This window comes from Streptosporangium amethystogenes, assembly GCF_000721075.1.
Lineage (GTDB): Bacteria > Actinomycetota > Actinomycetes > Streptosporangiales > Streptosporangiaceae > Streptosporangium > Streptosporangium amethystogenes.
Map to the genome: position 1 here is coordinate 165,395 of NZ_JOEQ01000008.1, position 20,470 is coordinate 185,864.

The 20,470-nt window shown below is 71.0% G+C and carries 15 protein-coding genes; 7 read left to right on the forward strand and 8 right to left on the reverse strand.

Annotated elements, in window-relative coordinates; genetic code table 11:
* Position 1: 1 nt before the first annotated feature.
* Positions 2–1,819, reverse strand: a complete 1,818-nt coding sequence (locus IG98_RS0114660; RefSeq protein WP_030911558.1) for an ABC transporter substrate-binding protein — start codon at positions 1,817–1,819, stop codon at positions 2–4.
* A gap of 407 nt (positions 1,820–2,226) precedes the next feature.
* On the opposite strand from IG98_RS0114660, the gene IG98_RS0114665 reads away from it, so the two are divergent.
* Positions 2,227–3,309 carry a cellulose binding domain-containing protein gene (locus tag IG98_RS0114665; protein ID WP_030911562.1) on the forward strand — a complete coding sequence of 361 codons (1,083 nt, stop codon included), beginning with the start codon at positions 2,227–2,229 and terminating at the stop codon, positions 3,307–3,309.
* A 218-nt stretch (positions 3,310–3,527) separates the two neighbouring features.
* Here the strand turns inward: IG98_RS0114665 and IG98_RS0114670 are convergent, their stop codons facing one another.
* The gene (locus IG98_RS0114670) at positions 3,528–4,079 is read right to left on the reverse strand and encodes a ferritin-like domain-containing protein (protein WP_030911565.1); all 552 of its coding nucleotides are present in this window, start codon (positions 4,077–4,079) and stop codon (positions 3,528–3,530) included.
* Positions 4,080–4,424: 345 nt separating this feature from the next.
* Here IG98_RS0114670 and IG98_RS0114675 point away from each other — a divergent pair, with 345 nt between their 5' ends.
* Positions 4,425–5,438, forward strand: coding sequence for a LacI family DNA-binding transcriptional regulator (locus IG98_RS0114675; protein WP_051752111.1), 1,014 nt, complete (start codon positions 4,425–4,427; stop codon positions 5,436–5,438).
* A 274-nt stretch (positions 5,439–5,712) separates the two neighbouring features.
* On the forward strand, positions 5,713–6,411 hold the full coding sequence (locus IG98_RS0114680) for a neutral zinc metallopeptidase (RefSeq protein WP_051752087.1): 699 nt from the start codon (positions 5,713–5,715) through the stop codon (positions 6,409–6,411).
* 193 nt (positions 6,412–6,604) lie between these two features.
* Here IG98_RS0114680 and IG98_RS0114685 read toward each other — a convergent pair whose 3' ends face one another.
* The 4 genes from IG98_RS0114685 to IG98_RS0114700 all read right to left on the reverse strand — a co-directional run bounded on the left by IG98_RS0114685 (position 6,605) and on the right by IG98_RS0114700 (position 12,479).
* The gene (locus IG98_RS0114685; protein WP_030911574.1) at positions 6,605–8,008 is read right to left on the reverse strand and encodes a hypothetical protein; all 1,404 of its coding nucleotides are present in this window, start codon (positions 8,006–8,008) and stop codon (positions 6,605–6,607) included.
* 201 nt (positions 8,009–8,209) lie between these two features.
* Positions 8,210–8,350 carry a hypothetical protein gene (locus tag IG98_RS50480; RefSeq protein ID WP_157594324.1) on the reverse strand — a complete coding sequence of 47 codons (141 nt, stop codon included), beginning with the start codon at positions 8,348–8,350 and terminating at the stop codon, positions 8,210–8,212.
* Between the two features lie 177 nt (positions 8,351–8,527).
* Positions 8,528–11,284 (reverse strand): helix-turn-helix transcriptional regulator, encoded by a 2,757-nt coding sequence (locus IG98_RS0114695; RefSeq protein ID WP_030911576.1) that lies wholly within the window; start codon positions 11,282–11,284, stop codon positions 8,528–8,530.
* 877 nt (positions 11,285–12,161) lie between these two features.
* The gene (locus tag IG98_RS0114700; protein WP_030911579.1) at positions 12,162–12,479 is read right to left on the reverse strand and encodes an L-rhamnose mutarotase; all 318 of its coding nucleotides are present in this window, start codon (positions 12,477–12,479) and stop codon (positions 12,162–12,164) included.
* Positions 12,480–13,042: 563 nt separating this feature from the next.
* Here IG98_RS0114700 and IG98_RS0114705 point away from each other — a divergent pair.
* From IG98_RS0114705 to IG98_RS0114720, 4 genes are all read left to right on the forward strand, one after another.
* Entirely contained in the window at positions 13,043–14,533 is a 1,491-nt protein-coding gene (locus tag IG98_RS0114705; RefSeq protein WP_051752089.1) for a rhamnulokinase, read from the forward strand.
* 117 nt (positions 14,534–14,650) lie between these two features.
* A complete protein-coding gene (locus tag IG98_RS0114710) occupies positions 14,651–15,664 on the forward strand; it encodes a zinc-dependent alcohol dehydrogenase (RefSeq protein WP_030911585.1) in 1,014 nt (337 codons plus the stop codon).
* Positions 15,665–15,852: 188 nt separating this feature from the next.
* Complete coding sequence (locus tag IG98_RS0114715; protein WP_030911588.1) at positions 15,853–17,085, forward strand: CoA transferase; 1,233 nt, start codon at positions 15,853–15,855, stop codon at positions 17,083–17,085.
* Positions 17,082–18,521 (forward strand): amidohydrolase family protein, encoded by a 1,440-nt coding sequence (locus IG98_RS0114720; protein ID WP_051752090.1) that lies wholly within the window; start codon positions 17,082–17,084, stop codon positions 18,519–18,521. Before IG98_RS0114715 ends, IG98_RS0114720 begins: the two co-directional genes overlap by 4 nt.
* 127 nt (positions 18,522–18,648) lie before the next feature.
* Here IG98_RS0114720 and IG98_RS0114725 read toward each other — a convergent pair whose 3' ends face one another.
* Together IG98_RS0114725 and IG98_RS0114730 are read right to left on the reverse strand one after the other, a co-directional pair.
* Positions 18,649–19,491 (reverse strand): carbohydrate ABC transporter permease, encoded by an 843-nt coding sequence (locus IG98_RS0114725; protein WP_030911595.1) that lies wholly within the window; start codon positions 19,489–19,491, stop codon positions 18,649–18,651.
* Complete coding sequence (locus tag IG98_RS0114730; protein WP_211263983.1) at positions 19,481–20,470, reverse strand: carbohydrate ABC transporter permease; 990 nt, start codon at positions 20,468–20,470, stop codon at positions 19,481–19,483. The genes IG98_RS0114725 and IG98_RS0114730 overlap by 11 nt, the downstream gene beginning before the upstream one ends.

Here is a 20,470-nt window from a genome sequence, read left to right on the forward strand (position 1 = left end):
GCTACTTCCTCTTGACCATGCCGAGTTGGAGCCAGACTCCCGAGGTGAGGCGCAGCGCGTCGCTGTCGTCACCGGGGAATCCACTGAAGCGCGTGGTGTTCACCACCTGCGTGTTGACGTAGTCCCACAGCTGGATCACCGGAAGATCCTGGTTGGCGGCCCTGGCGAGGGTTGAGACGATCTTCTTCTGCTCCGCCTCGGGTGCGGAGTTCAGCTTGACCGTCAGCTCTCCGAGGTTGATCCTGCCCTCGCCCGCGAGGTCGACGGTCTCGGCACCGCCCATCCAGTTGCCCTTGGTGCCGGGGGCGACGTGCGTGAGTTTGCCGCCGAAGAGCTGCCAGCCGTTCTGGGCTCCGTACAGGCGCTGGTAGATGTTGTACGGGGCGGGTCCGAGTGCCACCAGCCAGAAGCCGAGGTCGTACTTGCCCGCCGCCATCTCCTCCAGGTAGAGCGGGTAGTCGGCGCTGGTGATGACCTCGGCCTCGATGCCGGCGTCGTTGAGCTGACTGGTGACGGCCTTCGCGCCGGCCAGCCAGTCGGAGAAGGACGCGGGCACGTTGATGGTCATCTTCCACGGGCTGCCGTCCGGCATCGTCCACCTGCCGTCCTTCTTCTTCATGCCCGCGGCCCGCAGCTCCCGCTCGGCCCTGGCCGGGTCGGTCCGGTACGGCTCCAGTGCGGCGAAGCCGTCACCCAGCCACGCCTTCGCGGCCTCCTGGTGCAGGCCCGAGGTGGTGACCGAGGCGGTGCCGCCCTCGGGGGAGGCGACCTTGGTGACCTGCTCGCGGTCGATCAGGTATGCCAGCGCCCGGCGGACGTGCACGTTGTCGTAGGGCCTCCTGGACTGGTTGAACGCCAGCGCCTCGCTGACCGGCGAGTAACCCCTGACCACGGCGTTGCCCTGGGTCTGGACGATGCGCCTCATCACCCCGGCCGGGACCGCGGTGAACGGCGCGCTGTCCAGCCTGCCGGCGACCAGGTAGTTCCAGACCTGCTCGTTGCCCGTGTAGTTGAGGATGCGCACCTGGTCGGCGGCGACGTTGGCCGCGTTGTGGAAGTACCTGTTCTTGACCAGCAACGCCTCACCCGGGTTGACCCGCTTCAGGACGAACGGCCCTGCGGAGACGTCCTGGGCCGGGGCGAAGGCGATGACCTTCTCCGCGAGGCTGGTGATCCCGGCCCGGGCCGCCTCGGCTCCGGGGGCGTCGCTCTGCGCGACCTTCAGCCTCTCCCAGAAGTCGGCGGGCAGCACACTGCCCCAGACGTGCTTGGGGACGATGACGGTCTCCATCACGCCGCGGACGAAGGCGGAACTCGGGTTCTCCGCCGTCTGAGTAATCTTGATCGTCTTGTCGTCCACGATCTTGATGTTGGAGGCCGTACCGGCCGCGGAGGGGTCGAGGGCGTAGGCGGTGCCGCCCTGGGTGTAGGCCAGGCCGATGGAGAACTTCACGTCCTCCGCGGTGATCGGCCTGCCGTCGGACCACTTTCCGTCCGGGTGGAGCCTGATGGTGATCGAGGATCGGTCCGGGGCGATCTGCCAGCTCTTCGCGACACCCGGATAGAACCGGTCCGGGTCCGTCAGGTGGTTCTTGGTCCACCCGAGCCACTCGGCGTTGTACCCGCGGAAGGTGTTGCCCTTCGGGTTGTACGGGTTGATCGGCGCGTTCGCGTCGATGCCCGGCTTGAGTGCGTCGATCGTGGTGAAGACGGCGCTCCCCACGGAGGCGGAGCTGTCGGCGCCGTCCGCGCCACCGCCGCAGGCCGCGGTGACGGCGGCGAAGCAGAGGGAGACCGCTGCCGCTACTAGTCGCTTCATGAACGCTCCGTGGGGTGTTCTCCGAGGTCAGGGCATCTGTGTGGAGGTATCAGGTGTTGTCCGGACCTTACGTTCACCTTGACGGTTGCGTCAATAAACTCCACTTTCGTGGAACATTTTGGAGCTTTCCTTCATTCCCCGTTTACCCTTCCGCGACGCCGTCCTCGCGAGCCGGACGATCACTCCTCCGGGGATGCCTGATCCCCGGGCGGAGGAACGGGAACGACGCGGCCCGAAAGCGCCGAAGGGCCGGACGCCGGGGTGACAGGACACCTGCGGCGGGCGGCTGAAAGTTACACCCTCGCCCCAGATCACGTCGCAGGTCAGGGCGCTCCCGGCAGGCGGCCGGCTTCCCGCTCCCACCCGGGGCCGCCTAGCATCGGGCCCCATCGAGGCGGGAGCGGAAAATGCGACGAAAGACGCGCGGAAGCGGCACGATCCTGGCGGTTCTGACGGCCGCGGTGACTGCGGTCGCGACCCTGGGACTCCTCCTGGCGGCCACGGCGATGCCCGCGCAGGCGGCGGCCACCAGGATCATGGCACTCGGAGACTCCATCACCGGCTCCCCCGGATGCTGGCGGGCCCTCCTGTGGAACCGGCTCGCGAACGCCGGTCACACCAACATCGACTTCGTCGGCACCCTGCCCCCGCAGGGCTGCGGCGTCGCACACGACGGGGACAACGAGGGGCACGGCGGGGCGCTGGTCACCAACGTCGCCGACCAGAACCAGCTCCCCGGCTGGCTCTCGGCGACCACGCCCGACATCGTGCTGATGCACTTCGGCACCAACGACGCCTGGAGCAACCGTGCGACCGCCACCATCCTGGCCGCGTACGGCAAGCTGGTGGACCAGATGCGGGCGAGCAATCCCACCATGAAGATCCTCGTCGCCCAGATCATCCCGATGAACCCGAGCACGTGCGGTGAGTGCGCGCAGCGGGTCTCCGCGCTCAACGCGGCGATTCCCGGCTGGGCGGCGGGCAAGACCACCGCTCAGTCACCGATAGTCGTGGTCGACCAGTGGACGGGCTTCAGCACCGCGGCCGACACCTACGACGGCGTACACCCCAACGCCTCGGGCGACCAGAAGATGTCCGACCGGTGGTTCCCCGCCCTGGCCGCCCTGCTCGGCTCGGGGCCGTCCCCGACGATCACCCCCACCCCGACGCCGACCGTCACGCCCCCGCCGAACGGCGGCTGCACGGCCACCTACCAGACCACCAACCAGTGGCCGGGCGGCTTCCAGGGCGAGGTGACCGTCAAGAACACCGGCACGGCGGCCATCACCGGCTGGACCGCGCAGTGGACGTTCGGCGGACAGCAGGTCAGCCAGTCATGGAACGCGACGGTGACCCAGTCGGGCACCGCGGTCTCGGCGCGGAACGCCGCCTGGAACGGCTCCCTGAACCCCGGCGCGACGGCGACCTTCGGCTTCATCGCCTCGGGGACGGGCTCCCCGGCCCCCGCGGTGTCCTGCACGACCGGCTGACCGGCCCGATCGCCGTACGGCCGGGTTCCGACGCGCACATCCGGCCGTACGGCTTCCCCCTACCCGGGACCGGCTCCGCGGCGCCGCACAGCTGTGCGGCGCCGCGGGCGTGTACGGCGGACGCGGGCGTGGCGTGTCGCCGCGGAGCGCCACACGCGGACCGGCACCGCCCAGCGCGGAACCGGCTCGCGCGGCGGCCGATCCCGTTGAACCGCCGCTCAGTTCCGGCTGTCCAACGCGCCGGGAAGCCGCTCCAGCAGGCTCTTCAGGTCGTCGGCGTGCTCCTCCTCCTGGGCCAGCAGATCCTCGAAGACGCGCCGGGTGGTCACGTCTCCGTTGCCGAGCCAGTTGACGATCTCGGTGTAGGAGGCGATCGCGATCCGCTCGGCGACCAGGTCCTCCTTGACCATCTCGATCAGGTCGAGACTGTCGTCGTACTCGGCGTGTGAGCGCGCGGTCAGCGTCTCGGGGTTGAAGTCCGGCTCGCCCCCGAGCTGGACGATACGCTGGGCGAGTCTGTCCGCGTGTTCCTGCTCCTCCGCGGCGTGCTCCAGGAACTCCGCCGCCACCACCCCCGCGTGGATGCCTGAGGCGGTGTAGTAATGCCGCTTGTAGCGGAGCACGCAGACCAGCTCGGTCGCCAGGGCCTCGTTGCACACCTGGATCACCCTGGGCAGGTCGGCACCGTAGGCGGCCGTGATCGGCCCTTTGTCGATCTCCTGACGCGCCCGCGCCCGGATCTCCTTGATATCAGTGAGGAATTCAGCCATGCGCCTGCCCTACCCGGAATCGGCCTCTTTTGACATCCTTCTTTGCGGATATCGCTTGACGGTTTGAGCATCGCTGTCCAAGGTGACGAAGGCGGCACCGGCGCAGGGGCCGACGGGGCGGGAGCGGACGACGATCGGCCGTGAGGTCTCCCGGCGCCTTCCGCGTCGCGCCTGGACGCGGGGCCATGAATATTTCTGCCAATCACAAAAATTTTCCATGCCCAAACCGAGTGCGGAATATCAAAACGTGTGCGACGCATCCGGAAGAAGGTTCGACCAAAAGGGCTACGAGCATGCCCCGGGCGTGGAGCGACACTCCGAAAGGTTTCGGATATGCTGCCGAGCATGTCAGGTAAGCCTCGGGTGACGATCGCCCGCATCGCCCAGGAGGCCGGGGTCTCCGCGCCCACGGTCTCCAAGGTGATCAACGGCAGGTCCGAGGTGTCACCGGAGACCCGCAGGCGGGTCGAACGGCTCCTTCACAAGCACGGCTACGTCCGCCGCGCCGCCGGCGCCGACGGCCCCGTCGGCCTGGTAGACCTGATCTTCGCCGAGTTGGAGAGCCCGTGGGCGATGGAGCTCATCCGCGGGGCCGAGAGCGCGGCCGCGGAGGCCGAGGCCAGCATCGTGATCTCCGTCCTGCACACCCACGCCGGTCCCGGCCGTGACTGGCTCGACCGGCTGGCGGCCCGCCGCACCGACGGCGTGATCATCATTGGCTCCCGGCTCTCGGCGCAGCAATATGGCCAGCTCAACACCCGCTCGATCCCCTTCGTGGTCGTCGACCCCGAGGGCGAGCCCGCCCCCGGCGTGGCGTCGGTGGGCGCGACCAACTGGCAGGGCGGCCTGAACGCGACCCGGCACCTGCTGGAACTCGGCCACCGCAGGATCGGCATGATCGGCGGCCCACCCGACGTGCTGTGCAGCCGCGCCCGCATAGACGGCTACCGTGCCGCGCTGGAGACCGCGGGCGTCGAGGTCGATCCCGCACTGATCCTGCACGGCGACTTCCTCGTCGGCTCCGGTCACGACCACGGTCACGCCCTGCTCTCGCTGCCCGACCGCCCGACCGCCATCTTCGCCGGCAGCGATCTGCAGGCCTTTGGTGTCTTCGAGGCCGCCAGGCAGCGCGGACTGCGCGTCCCCGACGATCTGAGCGTCGTCGGCTTCGACGACCTGCCCCTTTCCAGGTCCGCCTGGCCACCGCTCACCACGGTCCGCCAGCCCCTGGAGGAGATGGCCTTCCTCGCCACCCGTATGGCACTGGGCATCTCCCGCGGCGAGGCTCCCGAGCCCCGCCGGGTCGAACTCTCCACCGACCTCGTCGTCCGGGAGAGCTCCGCTCCCCCGGCGGGCTAGCGCGCGAGTCTCACCGACTTCACCGGCGGCCTGCCGCGGCCGCCTCCGGGGTGTCGCCACGGGAGCACCGTGCCATCGCTCCCGCTTCACGTCGATTACGACGCGCCTCTAATCCCGCCAACTCCTGTGGCGAATTCCCCCGATATTTCATGCGATCTCGCGATAACGCTTCTCCCCTATTACCTTTTCTCATATGGTGACTCTGCCGCAAAAATCCCTCGAATAATAAACCCTTACATCCGGTATGTGGCCACCAGTGACAGGGGAGAAGCCCATGGCCGCTTCACGATGGAGAATCACTCGTCTCGCACTCGCCTCGCTGCTCACCGGCGTTCTGGTCGCGGGCCTCACCGGGACCACGACCGCCGCAGCGAGCGGGAACGCCCCGCTGAACGCCTCCAGCGCGAGAAACCTCGACGACATCAACCAGGACATTCGCAGCGCCCAGTACGTCGTCAATCGTTTCTGGGCGACGCACTGGTCCGAGTTCTTCCCCGGCTGGTATTCACCCCCGCGCGTTCTCGGCGGGTACGACGGCGCGCGGAGCAACGCGCCGAAATGCCAGGGGTCTCCTCTCCCCGATGACAACGCCCTGTACTGCTGGCCGCCCTACGACTTCATCGCGTGGGATGTCGACCTGATGCGAATGGGATACCGGCAGGGGGACGCCTGGGTCTATCTGATCATCGCGCACGAATGGGGCCACGCCGTCCAGGCTCGTATCCCACGGAGGCTGCTGTCACGACGAGTCGAACTCCAGGCCGACTGCCTCGCCGGGGCGACCCTCTTCGGAGCCGCCGAGGACGGCATCCTGTTCTTCGAGACCGGCGACACCCAGGAGATCGCGGCGGCCCTGCGGCAGCACGCCGACGACACTCCCTGGACCGACGTGAGCGACCACGGCAGCGCCTCCCAGCGCCTGAGCGCCTTCAACCGGGGCGCGCGCCGGGGCGTGGGGGGATGCTTCACCTGACGAAGGGCTCTTCCGAGATCTCGGTTGTCCTCGTGAATCCGCCTGTTCGGACGCGCTCCCCTGCCCGCGCGTGAGCCACCCGCCCCGCGCGGGACGTCGATCCCGTCATCGGCTCGTGGTCTCTCCGCGGCGAGTCCGCGTCGGATCGAGAGGGCCCCGCGGGGTGCGCCACGGGTCCGGGGTCTCTCCGCCGTCAGGCGGAGCTGTGTGCCGGGACCCACCTCGCCTCGGCCGGGAATCCTCTGCCCTTGAGGCAGCGGAGGGGGTTGGCCCTCTTCCTGGAGAGTGACTCGGCGCCCCGCCGGTCGTCCGGCAGCACCTGCCAGATGGGATCACGCCGGATGACCGGCCGGTCCCGTTCCGGCTCCGTCTCCGAGATCGGCGTCCAGAGCGTGCGGACGCCATGCTTGTTGACGAGCCTCAGCAGGGTTCGGCACCCCGGGCAGCGGATCCTTCCGGTGCCGAGGTCCTCGCGCCGGGCGGTGAAGTAGCCGTAGTGGTCCACCCCTCGCCCGCCCCAGGCCAGATCCATGTGCCGATCCCAGTCGACCTCCGCGGCGGCTCCGCCCTTCGGGGCGCAGACCGGGCAGGGCACCCGCATCTCCTCCCAGAACCGCGGGCCGGCGAGTTCCGGATCGCGCCTGCCGACGTGCCTGACCGTTCCGGCGACGATCCTCCCGCCGTCCGTCGTCCGCCCTCGGACCTCCGGAGCGGTGGTGATCGGATCGGAGTTGTTGATGAGCCTGGCGAAGCGATCCGCGTGGGCGTCACCCAGGCGGGGGACGCCCAGGAGGGTACGGGCGGTCAGGTGCTCCAGTCGCCGGATGGCGCCCGAGGGCCGGGTGACGTGCGCGGAGGTGATCATGGGTGGCGTGGAACCGCGTGGCAGCAACCACAGAGTGGCCAGCAGTTCGCTCACCGTCCAGAACGACGTGAAGTAGTCGGGGGCGGGATGGACGATGACCCTGCCGGTCGTGATGATCTCGTACATCAGCCGCGCCACGCCTTCCCACATCTGCTGCCGGGTGACCACCTCGGCCGGGTAGGAGTACTCGCGGGGGGGCACCATCCGCACGGTGACCGCGTGGGCCTTCTCGAAGGTGGCACGCCACTCCTCCGCCTCCTGGCGCCCGCCGTCGTGGAAACTGAGAAAGTAGTCGGCCGGGTTGTCGAACATCCAGTAGTGCCCCGACGAGCGCGGCGACGGCGCCCGGTCCACCCCCAGCGCGCGGCGCAGGTGCCGCTCCAGCCACTCGCCCAGCGCCGGGTTCTCCAGGGTCTCGCCGTGGACGGGAGCGTGGCTGGCGCGGGTCAGTACGTTGCGGGGCAACGGGCTGCGGCTGAGGACGATGCTGCCGGGGTCGAGCTTGGCGTGCGTGTCGAAGGCCGCGTAGACGTCCTCGGAACCCTCGACCGAGCAGTCCCACACGACGAAGGCCGACGTTCGCCGCGCCGCGAGCGCGACGGCCCCGCCGATACCGGGAGGCGCGACCACCAGACCGATCCCCAGCCTCGCGCAGATCGGCCGTACCCAGTTGTCCAGCAGGTCACGGCCGTTCTCGGTCGGCGGTACGAAGGCCGTCAGAGTGGCGTTCACCCGGCCGTCCCAACCGGCCAGGCCTGCCCGGCCGGTGCCACCGGCACGCCCCGCGGCCGGTGGTCCGCGCGGCCCGTCGCCGGCCGGCCAAGTCGCCGGCGCCCCCTCCCGAGGTTGTACCTGGAACCCATCTGATGCTCTCCCCTTGGCATGACGCGCTGTGAACGGCTCTCTCCGGCAGCGGAGGGTGTGCGGCGGCGATCACCCGTCCAGATGGTTCTCCAGGAGGGTGACCAGCTCGATGACCCCGTGGAAGGGAAGAGACTGCTCGGCCCCCTCGGCCTCGATGGTTCCGGCGATGTGACCGGTGGCGGTCCTCTGGACGTCTATGGTCAACCGCATTCCGGCCTCCCGTCGGCGGCGCCGTTCTCCTGGCGCTCTGGCAGGCGCTCACGGTAGTCGCGGCAGACGTGGAAGGCATCCAGGTGGTACCCCTACGAATCGCCCTGCGGGCTTCGACACGCCCTGCCTCTCGGTACGCCGGCCTGGGGAGTGGCACCGTCCGGAGCCGCTCCCCGGTTACTCGCCGGGGTCGGACAGGACGGCGCGGAGCTCGATCCTGCTGGTGACGTTCAGCTTGGCGTAGACGCGGTTCAGCTGTGTCTCCACGGTGCTGATCGTCACCGAGCGCCGCTGCGCGATCTGACGGGTGGTCATGCCCTCGCGGACCATCGCCACGACCTCGCGCTCGGCCCCGGTGAGGCGGCCGAAGGCCGCGCTGGGACCGTCCACCGACAGCCTGAGCTCCCCCGCCGTCTTCAGGGCGAGGTCGGCGTAGGCGGCGGCACCGGTGCGGTTGAAGGTGGCCAGCGCCCGCCGCAGCGACCGCTCCGCCTCGGCGTGCCGCCCCCGGGCGTGCAGGGAGCGTGTCGTCACCAGGTCGATCCGGCCGGCCTCGATTGGCAGACCCACCTCTCCGGCCAGGGCGAAGGCCTCCTCACAGTCCCGTACGGCACGCGCGTGGTCACCGCGGGCGGCGGCGATCTGGGCCCGCACCCTGGCGATGGACATCAGCGTTGAGCGGCGTCCGCTGGAGGCGGCCCTGTCGGCGAAGGCGCCCAGGGCGACGTCCGCCTCGTCGAGCCGGCCGAGCAGGGAGAGCGCGTCGGCGCCGACCGGGCCGAACAGATGGGTACCGGGCTCCAGCGAGTCATAGTGGAGCTCGATGGTCTCGGCCGCGCTGAGCAGCCGCTGGGCGTCGCCCCTGGCCTGGGCGATCGCCGCCCGCGCGCCGGCCGCGTAGGCGAGGCTCACCCTGCTCTCGACGATCGGCGCCCATTCCGCGGCCTGGCGGGCGTGCTCCCCCGCCCGGCCCCACTCTCCCCTGGCCGCGCGGGGGTAGCACGCCAGGGAGTGCAGGAGGGCGTAGTCCCAGACCCGCTCGTTCTCCTCGGCGTCGCCGACGGCGAGCCGGGTGAACCTGACGGCGTCGTCGAGCCTGCCCCGCCGGTATTCGACCTCGCCCAGGAAGCCGAGCGCCTGGCCCACCCGCAGCGCCTCGCCGCGCGTGGCCCGCGCGACGCTGTCACGCAGGTCGCTGAAGGCTCCGTCGAGGTCGTCGGTCCACAACCGGATCATGCCGCGGGCCACCAGGCCGTCCAACCCGGCCGCCGAACCTGGCAGGTCGGCGTCCGCCAGGGACCACAGTGCCTCCTCGGCCCGTCCGGCCAAGGTCCAGCCCAGGGACCGGGCGAACCAGGCGAACGCCCGTACCCACGGCTCGCGGCTGCCCGCTGCGACGGCCGCCGTGCCGTACTCGACCATCTCGGGGTAGGAGATCTCGACCACGCCGATGATCGCCAGCTGGGCCGCGATGCGCGCCCGCAGGTCCGCGGGCGCGTGCGGGCTCTCCGCCCCGTCGTGCCCGGCCGCGCCCAGTGCCTTGACCAGCAGCAGCCTGGCCTCCGCGACGCGTCCGGAGATCAGAGCCTGGTAACCGGCGACGTAGTCGCGCCAGGGACCTGCCGGAGCGGCGAGGATCTCACCCTCGTAGCGCCTGGCGACGGTGGCGTCACCGCAGACCAGCAGGGTCTCGGCGGCCGTCAGTACGCGGGCGACCCGATCGGGCCCCGGAGGGGTCAGTTCCGCGGCGTGGCGGGCGTAGACAGCCGCCAGCGGCAGCCTGCCCCGAGACAGCTGGGCCTGGGCCTCGCCCTGGGCCAGCGCGGCGAGCTCACCGTCCGTACCGCCACCGGAGGCGGCGATCCCGTGCCAGAGCGCGTCCGGACCTCCCAGCAGGGCGGCGTCGCGGTGCATGGCACGGCGGCGCTCGACGCTGGAGTCGTAGTAGATGCGGTCCCAGACCAGCAGTGTGGTGAAGGCGAACTCCTGCCCCGCCGTTCCCGGGATCTCCTTGACCAACCCTGCACCGACGGCCTCCGTGAGAGGCACGGTGACGTCGGCGACGCCGGAGAGCGCACGCAGGTCGGCCAGGCGGAAGCGGCGGCCGAGCACCGCCGCCGCACCCACCACCTCGCGGGTGCGGCGGGCACACGACGCCAGCCGCGCCACGACGGCCTGCGTCATGCCACGGGGGGCGGGCAGCGGGCCGTTGCCGAAGTTGATCGAGTGCATCTCCACCTGGTCCAGCAGGAGGATCGAATGCTGCGCGTTGCCTCCGGTGTGCTCGTGCAGTCTCCTGGCGCCTGAAGGGGTGAGGCCGTCGTGGCCTGTCGCGACGGCGAGCCGTACGAGATCGTCGGCGGAGAGCCCCTCGACCTGGAGCAGGCGTCCCCGCGGCGAGTCGAAGATGCGCTCCCAGCCCTCGTGGAGTTCCAGAGGCGCGTCCGGGGCCGCTCCCGGCGCGTACCCGGGAGCCTGGTGGACGACCAGCAGCATGACCTGGGCGTTGCGCAGGCGCCGGGCCGCCAGGCGGAGCGCGGCCATCGACTGCCGGTCGCCGCAGTGCGCGTCGTCGACGACCACGATCAGAGTGTCCGTGGCGGCGAACTCCGCCGCGAGGGCCTGACCGACGAAGGCGGCCTCGGCCTGGCCGGCCAGCGTCCGGGCGAATGCCGGGGTCGGCAGTTGCTCGGCGATCTGTTCCAGCACTCCCCAGGGATGGGTGAGCGCGTCCTCGTCGCCGAAGGCTCGCACGATCCGCACCCCGGGGACGGTCCGCAGGAAGCGCTCGACCAGCTCGGTCTTGCCGACTCCCGCCGTCCCCCGGACACCCACGATCCGCGCGTCGCGGCGTCTGGCCGCTCCCCACGCCTCCCCGAGGAAGTCAAGCTCCCGCTTCCGGCCGATGAACAGCGGAGAGGTTCTGCCGAGCAACGCAGCACTCCCTTTTCACGTTTCGCATGTTCTTGACGGTGATTATGGGTCAAAGATCAACCTGTCGGCACTGATTTCACCTGAAGATTCTTCGCGGAGTGAATCCGAATGAATTTCACGTCGTCGGCGGAAGGTGCGGATTCCGCCTCAGGTATGAACACGAGGACACCCCGGAAAGCGGGCCACGATCATACGGGCTACGGGGATTCGGCCCCGCGGGAGACCCGCTACACCCGGTACCGCAGACTCCCACCTGCCATTTTCCCGATCCCACCGGCTGATTTCCCGCGTGGAGAACGATCCGCGCCCGACAAGGGGAGCGATTCACGAATACGGTCGACCATAAAACGACCGCCACCCTTAATTCCCACACACGCGGTATGGATTTTCCACGACCGGCGAGTTCCGCGCTCAGTAAGTATGCGATGACGCGAAGTATCCAACACCTCGCATCATTACGCAGGGCACACACCGCATGTGATTTCCCCGGCACAGCTCGGCGGCCGGGGTCCCGCACGGGAGTTCCCGCTCTTCCGCGGGTCGACCTTCGGGTGCGCCGAGACCTTCGGGGTACGAGGGGAAGACCTCCCCCCGTTCGGCCGCGCCGAGCGTCCCAGGGGTCGGCGGTCGAGCCGGTAGGGGCCGGTGGGCGCGACGCACATGTGCACGACGACATCGGTGCTGGAGGCGGCCTTCATTCGGCCCCCGGCTCCCCAGCCGCCCTGGCGTGGGGAGCCGGTGGGCCGCTCGGCGAGCCCGGATCAGAGCGGCAACGTGCCGGTGGGTCCCCGGGCACCTCTGGCGTGAACAACCTTGAACCGCATCCCCGGGGCACCGTACGCCCACGAGGAGGCCCCGATCATCTGCGCTTTTCCGATCAGTTGAGGTGGAAGACCTCCTCGAGCGAGACCATGCCCTCGTCCGGGCGGCCGTCGAGGCTCTCGAAGAACGGCGCCATCTCGGCCTGCCAACGGGCGTTGACCTCTGTCGCGGCCATGGCCTCGCGGGCCGCCTCGAAGTCCTCGGTCTCCAGATAGCCGACCAGCAGCCCGTCCTCGCGCAGGAAGAGCGAGTAGTTGTGCCAGCCGGTGGCGCTCAGGGCGTCGAGCATCTCGGGCCAGACGGCATGATGGCGCTCGCGGTACTCCTGGAGGCGTTCCGGCCTCACCTTCAACAGGAAGCAGACACGCTGCATGGGATCGCCCTTCTCGGATGCGGCTCGCGTCCGGACTCACCGGGCGCGGGTCGTGCCGGTGGTGTTCGTCAGGATAGGCAGACTTCTGCTAAAAAACGATTTAACACGTTGGGGCTGGACAGTAGAACCAAGTTTCCGGGGGTGTCAATGGCACACGAACACGCTGTTTCCTTAGCGTTACCCGGCATGCGTCCCGGCCGGGCCGCACCTCCGAGGCCCCACCGCTCTCCACCGCCGAGCATCCGGACCGCCATCTTGTTGCCACGTTTTAAACATTTCGGTAGCTCGCGTGGCCTCCGCGACAGTGCCGACCGCCCCACGAGCGCGGGTCGGCAGGGCGGGTGATCGCGGCCCCGGCGGGGGACGCGTTCCGACGCCCGCGACCGGTCGCCGTCCGGATCGACGGAGGCCCACCTCATGCCGCCGGGCAGAAGAGGCACCGTCTGATCAGCTGTCCGACTCACCATCTGGTTCGATGAGGAAGGCGACTCCATCAGCTGTTTCACCTGATGTCTCTGACATATCACCCATATCAGGAAGGGCTTTCCGGCTACGCTTGAACCGTGCCCGTCTACGTGGCCGTGGATCTCGGAGCTGAGAGCGGCCGGGTGCTGACCGGCGAATTCGATGGTGAACGGCTCGCGGTGCGGGAGGTGCACCGCTTCGCCAACCGGCCGGTCCGCGTCCTCGACGGCCTGTACTGGGACGTGCTCGGGCTGCTCACACAGACACGCGGAGGCATCGCGCTGGCCGCCGCCCGCGGTCGTGTCACCAGCGTGGGCGTGGACGCCTGGGGCGGCGACTTCGCCCTCCTCGACCGTGACGGGCGGCTGCTGGCCAACCCCCGCCACCACCTCGATCCCTACACCTCCGGCCTGGCGGGCCTCGTCTCCTGGCAGGACCACTACGAGCTGACCGGCATCCGCCCCGAACCCGGCACCACGGCCTGCCAGCTGCTGGCGCACGCCGGATCGCCGCTTCTGGAGGCGGCCGACCACCTGGCGATGGTGCCGGACCTGTTCACCCTCTGGCTGAGCGGCGAGATGGTCACCGAGCGGACGGTCGCGAGCACCAGCCAGCTGCTGGACATCAGGACCGGCCGCTGGGCGAGCAGCCTTGTCACCCGCCTGGGCCTGCCCCGCCACCTGTTCGCCCACCGGCTCACCGAGCCGGGCACGGTCGTGGGGCCACTGCGTGAGAAGGGCGGGGACGACCCGGGTGGGGTCGTGGTGGTCACGGTGGCAGGCCATGACTCCGCCTCCACCGCGGCGGCGCTTCCCGTCTCGTCCGGCTCTGTCGGCTACGTCTCCTGCGGTACCCGCTCGCTGGCGGGACTGGAGCTCGACGCCCCGGTCACGAGCCGGGCGGCCAGGCTCGCGGGCTTCAGCAACGAGGGCGGCGTCATGGGGACCGTGCGGTTCACCCGCGCTCTCAACGGCCTGCTGCTGCTCCAGGAGTGCCGCAGATCCTGGGGCGTGCGCACCTCGTACGCGGACCTGGTCGCCGAGGCCGCCGCCGCGCCGGCCTTCGGATCGCTGATCGACCCCGGCCACCCGTGGTTCCTCGAACCCGGCGACATGCCGGCGAGGATCGCGGCCTACTGTCACTCGACCGGGCAGGCGCCGCCCGCCGGCCGCGCGGAGACGGTGCGCTGCGTTCTGGAGAGTCTCGCGTGCTCTTACCGCTGGGCACTGGAGCAGGCCGAGTTCCTCAGTGACCGGCGGGTGGAGGCCGTGCACCTCGTGGGGGCCGGGGCCTCCAGCGAGACGCTGTGCCGGCTCGTCGCCGATTTCGCCGGACGGCCGGTGCTGGCCGGTCCCGTGGAGGCGACCGCCGTGGGAAACCTGCTCATCCAGGCCATGGCCGACGGTCGCATCGGCTCCCTCACCGAGCTGCGCGAGGTGGTCCGCCGCTCGTTCCGGCCCCGGCCGTTCCCACCCGGCCGCGAACGGGGGCCGTACGAGATCGCCTACTCCCGATACCGGCAGCTGACCGGGATAGACGGATTCCACGTCGATGCGGAACCCGGGCTGGGCGTCGGCAGGGAGCGCTGACCCGTACGCGGCAGGTCCGGGCGGCTTCTCGACCCCGTCCGGCGAACGGTAGCCTACGTGCCCGATGCCCCCGTACCTCCGGCCGTGTCCGGCGGCGCCGTCTGGAAGGTCTCACCCGTGAAAGCGTTCGTCGTGACCGGGCCTCGCCGCTTCTCCGTGTGGGACGTCGAGCCACCGGTCCCCGGCCCCGGGCAGGTCGTCGTCGACGTGGAGCGGGCCGGGGTGTGCGGCACCGACATGGAGTTCTTCAGCGGGGAGATGGCCTACCTCAGCGAGGACCACGCCCGCTATCCCATCCGACTCGGCCACGAGTGGTGCGGGAGGGTCTCCTCGGTCGGCGAGGGCGTCGAAGACGGCTGGATCGGCACCCGGGTCACCGGCGACACCATGCTCGGCTGCGGACGGTGCCGCCGCTGCCTGGGCGGGCTGCAACACGTGTGCGAGGACCGCTTCGAGATCGGCATCCGCGGCGGGTGGCCCGGCGCGCTGGCCGAACAGTTGCCGGTGCCGGTCACGGCGCTGCACGCGCTGCCGGACGCGGTCGACGCGGTGGCCGGGGCCATGGTCGAGCCCGGCGGCAACGCGCTGCGGGCCGTCGAGGCCGCGGCCCTCGCACCAGATGACCGGCTGCTGGTGCTGGGGCCGGGGACGATCGGCCTGCTCGCCGCCCGGTTCGCCCTGGCGAGCGGCGCGGAGGTCCACATCATGGGCCTGTCGGAGCCGTCGCTGGAGTTCGCCCGAGGTCTCGGCGTGCACGGGGCGTGGACCTCCGACAGGCTTCCCCGGCTCCCGTTCGACGCGGTCATCGACGCCTCCAACGCTCCCGGCCTGCCCGCCCTGGCCGTCGACCTGGTGGAGCCGGGCAAGCGGGTGGTCTACATCGGGATAGCGCCGAGGTCCAGCGCCGTCGACACCCGCGTGCTGGTGCTCAAGGATGTCACGGCCGTCGGGATCCTGAGCGCCTCCCCCGGCCTGGCCGGGGCGATCGAGAAATACGCCTCGGGCTCGGTGGATCCCCGGCCGCTCGTGGCGGCCGTCGTCGGCCTCGAGGAGGTGGGTGCGGTTCTCGCCGGTTCCCGCCCCGCGGGCTGCGGCCCCGGCCCCAAGATCCACGTCGACCCACGAGCCTGACCTGGCCGTTCCGATCGGGCGGTGGCGTGCCCGCGGGCCGTCCGCTGGGCCGGCACCGGAACCACGCCGCGGGCCCGCCAGCGGAGCCTTCCAGCAGACCCGTGCGGACAAAATATGATCTTTTATAGCCTGGAAGTGTATTGTCGTTTTATGCCTGCCACAGCCTACTTGTCCGATCAGAGGGTGTGATGCCCCCCGACCCGTCGGCCGACTGGGCGCGCAGTGGCGTCGTCACGCTGACCGGCCGCGAGAGCGGCCCTCCGCTGGTGCCACCGGGTCGTGCCGCCACCGTGGCGCGGGAGCTGGCCGACCGTTTCGCCGAGTTCACCGGGGTGCTGGTGGACGGTGCCCGGTTGCTGTCGGAGCGTGCCGCCTTCACCGGCCACCGGCGAGGTGGGGCCGTGTCGGCCGGAGGCGCGTGCCGGCTGCTGCGCACCGCCGACGGCTGGGCGGCGGTCTCCTGCGCCCGCCCCGATGACCCGGCGTTACTGGGAGCGCTGGTCTGCGCGGAAGTGGGCGACGACCCGTGGCCGGCGGTCGCCGGCTGGCTGCGCGAGCACACCGGTGCCGAGCTCGCCGAGCGGGCGGCGCTCCTCGGCGTCGCCGCAGGCCCGGTCCGGCACCGGGCCGTTCCGCCCACCCCGCTCACCCCATCCGCGCCGGTGAGGCCCCGACCGCCGGAGGGTCTGCTGGTCGTGGACTTCAGCGCGCTGTGGGCGGGCCCGCTCTGCGCCCACCTGCTCGGCCTGGCCGGCGCCCGGGTCGTCAAGGTGGAGACCCCGTGGCGGCCGGACGGCGCCCGGGGCGGGAACGCCGCGTTCTACCGGCTGCTGCACGCCGGGCACCGCTCGGTCGTGCTCGACCCCCGCACCCCCTCCGGACGGCATGCCATGGCCGCCCTGGTCGACGCCGCCGACATCGTCATCGAGGCGTCCAGGCCCCGCGCGCTGGCCGGTTTCGGGCTCGACGCCGAGGCCGCGGTCGCCGCCGGCACCGTCTGGATCTCGATCACCGCGTACGGGCGTGGGAGCGACCGGGTCGGATTCGGTGACGACGTCGCCGCGGCGAGCGGCCTGGTCGCCCATGACGCCGACGGGACCCCGCTGTTCTGCGGCGACGCGATCGCCGACCCGCTCACCGGCCTGACCGCCGCCGTCCTCGCCGCGACGGCGGCGCCGGACGGCACGGGCGCGCTGTGGGACGTCTCCATGTCCGACGTGGTCGCCGCCACGCTGGATCCCGCCGTGGCAACGCCTCCGGGCCCGGCCGCCCGGTCGCGGAACGGCGGCTGGGTCGTCGACGCCCCCTCTGGCCCGGTCGACGTCGCCGTCCCGCTGCGGCGGGTGGCGTCCGGAAGGGCGCCCCGGAGCGGGGAGCACACCGCCGAGGTGCTGCGTGAGCTGGGCGTCGTGTCCCGGTGACCGGTCTGCTGCTGCGCGACGCCGAGCTCGACGGGCGCACCGGGGTCGACGTCCGCGTCGAGGACGGCCACGTCGTCGAGGTGGGCACCGCCCTCGGCCGCCGGCCGGGAGAGGCCTGGTACGACTGCCGGGGCGGCGCGCTGCTGCCCGGGCTCTGCGACCACCATCTGCACCTGCATGCGCTCGCCGCCTGGGGCACCTCGGTGCGCTGCGGCCCTCCCGAGGTGACCGGGCCCGCCGCGCTGGCCGCCGCGCTGGCCGCGGCCGTCCCCGACGAGCACGGGTGGATCCGTGGTGTCGGATACGCGGAGACGGTCGCCGGCGACCTCGACGCCGCCGCGCTGGACCGCCTCCGTCCCGACCGCCCGGTCCGCGTCCAGCATCGAAGCGGCGCGCTGTGGACCCTCAACACCGCGGCCATGACCGTGACCGGCCTGGCCGGGGCCGACCACCCCGGCGTCGAGCGGGACGACCGTGGCTCTCCCACCGGACGGCTCTGGCGCGCCGACGGCTGGCTGCGCTCCCGGCTGCCGCCCGCCGGACCGCCCGATCTCGCCCCGGTGGGCGCCGCTCTCACCCGCTTCGGCATCACCGCCGTCACCGACGCCACCCCCGATCTCGACGCCGGCGCCGTCGCGGCGATCACCGAGGCCATGCGGAGCGGGGCGCTGCCCCAGCGCGTCCACCTGCTCGGCGCCCCGCTGGACACCTCGGCCGGGCACGATGACCCGGTGGGGGCACCGTGCCCGGCCGTCGGACCGTACAAGATCGTGATCGCCGATTCCGGGCTGCCCACACTCGACGAGCTCACCGGCCGGATCCGGGCCGCGCACACCGCCGGGCGCGCGGTCGCCGTGCACTGCGTCACCCGCGAGGCGCTGGTCCTGCTGCTGGTCGCGCTGGACGACGCCGGTTCCCTGCCCGGCGACCGGGTCGAGCACGCCGCGCTCGTACCGGCCGAGCTCGCCCCGGAGATGGCCCGTCTCGGCCTGCGCGTCGTCACCCAGCCCGGCTTCCTCGCGCACCGGGGTGACGACTTCCTGCGGGACCTCCCCACCCGGGACCACCGGGACCTGTACCGCTGTGCCACCTTCCTCCGGACGGGCGTACCCGTCGCGCTGTCCAGCGACGCCCCCTACGGCCCGCTCGATCCCTGGGCCGTCATCGGCGCGGCGACCCGGCGGCACACCCCATCCGGGCGGGTCGCCGGTCCGGGCGAGCGGCTCACCTTCTCCCAGGCCCTCGGCGCCTATCTCGCCCCGCCCGAAGAGCCGGGCGGTCCGGCCCGGCGCGTCCGTCGCGGCACACCCGCGGACCTCGTCGTCCTGCGCACTCGCCTCGCCGACGCGCCCGCCGACCCGGAGCCCGTCCGGGCGGTGCTGGTGGGAGGCCGCCTCGTCCGGGACGATCCCGGCACAGGTCCCGCCGGCCGGTAAGGACCGTGGATTCGCCATGCGACGGCCAGGCGCCCGTACCGTCACCGAGTGACCGGAGGATGCCCCGGCCTTCAGGCAGGGAAGGACGTCGATCCTCACCGGCTGCCGACCCGCGAGCGTGTCGAGCTCAGCCCTTCAGGCCGGTGTGGGCCAGGCCCTCGATGAACTGCCGCTGCGCGAGCACGAACACCACCAGCACCGGTAGCGCGGTCATCGAGGCGGCGGCGAGCTGGACGTTCCACATCGGCCCGCCGTAGGCGTCGACGAACTGGGTCAGTGCCTGCGGGAGGGTGAACCTCTCGGGCGAGGAGAGGTACACGATGGGTTCGAGATAGAGGTTCCAGCTGTGCAGGAAGGTGAAGATCGCGACAGCGCCGAGCGCCGGACGGGCCAGCGGCAGCGCGACCCGGTAGAAGGTGCCGAACCTGCCGAGCCCGTCGACACGGGCGGCCTCCTCCAACTCGCCGGGGAGGCTGATGAAGAACTGCCTCATGATGAAGGTGGCCAGCACGCTGGGCGCGCCGAGGACCGGCACCAGGATCAGCGGCCAGTGGGTGTCGGTGAGCCCCAGCCTGTGAAACATCTGGAACAGCGGGACGATCGTGACCTCGCTCGGGATGAGCAGCCCGAGCAGCACGACGACGAAGAGGACGTTCTGGCCGGGGAAGCGGATGCGTGCGAAGGCGTACCCGGCCATCGCCGCCACCGCCATCGTCCCCGCCGTGACGACCAGGGCGATGTAGAGACTGTTGAGATACTGGCCCGCGAAGGGCTGCAGCCGGAAGACCTGCCCGTAGGCCGAGACGTCCCAGTCCGCGGGAAGCAGCCTCGGCGGGAAGGCGAAGATCTCACCGACCGGTTTGAACGACGAGGTGACCATCCACCAGGTCGGGAAGACGAACGGCACGCACAGCAGGCACAGCAGGCCGTACAGGAGCGTCTTCAGCCGCGTCGGCGTCTCATGTCTCATCGATGACCCACTTCCTGCGCATCCGCCACTGCACGACGGTGAGCAGTGCCACGATCGCGAACAGCAGGACCGACAGCGTCGCGCCGTATCCGAAGTGATGGAACTGGAACGCCTGCTGGTACAGGTAGTAGACGAGGACCGTCGTCGACATGCCGGGACCGCCCTGGGTGAGCACCGCGATCTGCGCGAACACCTGCAGCGACCCCACCACGGTGATGATCGAGGTGAGCAGGATGGTCGGGCTGATCAGGGGGACGGTGATCCGTCTGAAGCGGGTCCACGCCCCGGCGCCGTCCAGCGCGGCGGCCTCGTAGAGCTGGGCCGGCACGCCCTGAAGGGCTGCCAGGAAGAGCACCATGTTGAGTCCGACGTTCTTGAGGACCTGAACGACGATCACCGCCGACATCGCCGTGCCCTCGCCGCGCAGCCAGTTCGGACCGTCGACTCCGGCGGCGCCGAGCAGGCCGTTGACGCCGCCGTCGTCCTGCAGCAGGAACTGCCACACGATCGTCCAGGCGACCAGTGAGACCACCACGGGTGAGAAGAAGACCGTACGGAAGAACGTGGTCCCGCGCAGCCGCTGGTTGAGCAGGATCGCCAGAAGCAGGGCCAGGGCGAGATTGAAGACGACCAGGCCGGCCGAGAACACCGCGGTGCCGGCCAGCACCTCGCGCAGGTTGGCGTCGGCGAGCAGCCGGTCGTAGTTCTCCGTGCCGACGAACTCGAAGGTGCCGGCCAGCACGTTCCACTCGTGCAGGCTGTACCAGAGCACGAGCCCGAGCGGCAGGAGCACGAACAGCACGCTGCCCAGGAGTTGCGGGGTGATGAGCAGGTATCCGACCAGGTTGTCGCGGCGGCGCACGGTCCAGAGGGGCCGGCCGCTCCCCGTGCCCCCGGTGCGCCCGGTGGCGTTCCCCCTGGTGACCGGCCGGACGTCGGCCCGGCCGGTCACCGCGGACCTCGGGTGTGAAACGGCCAC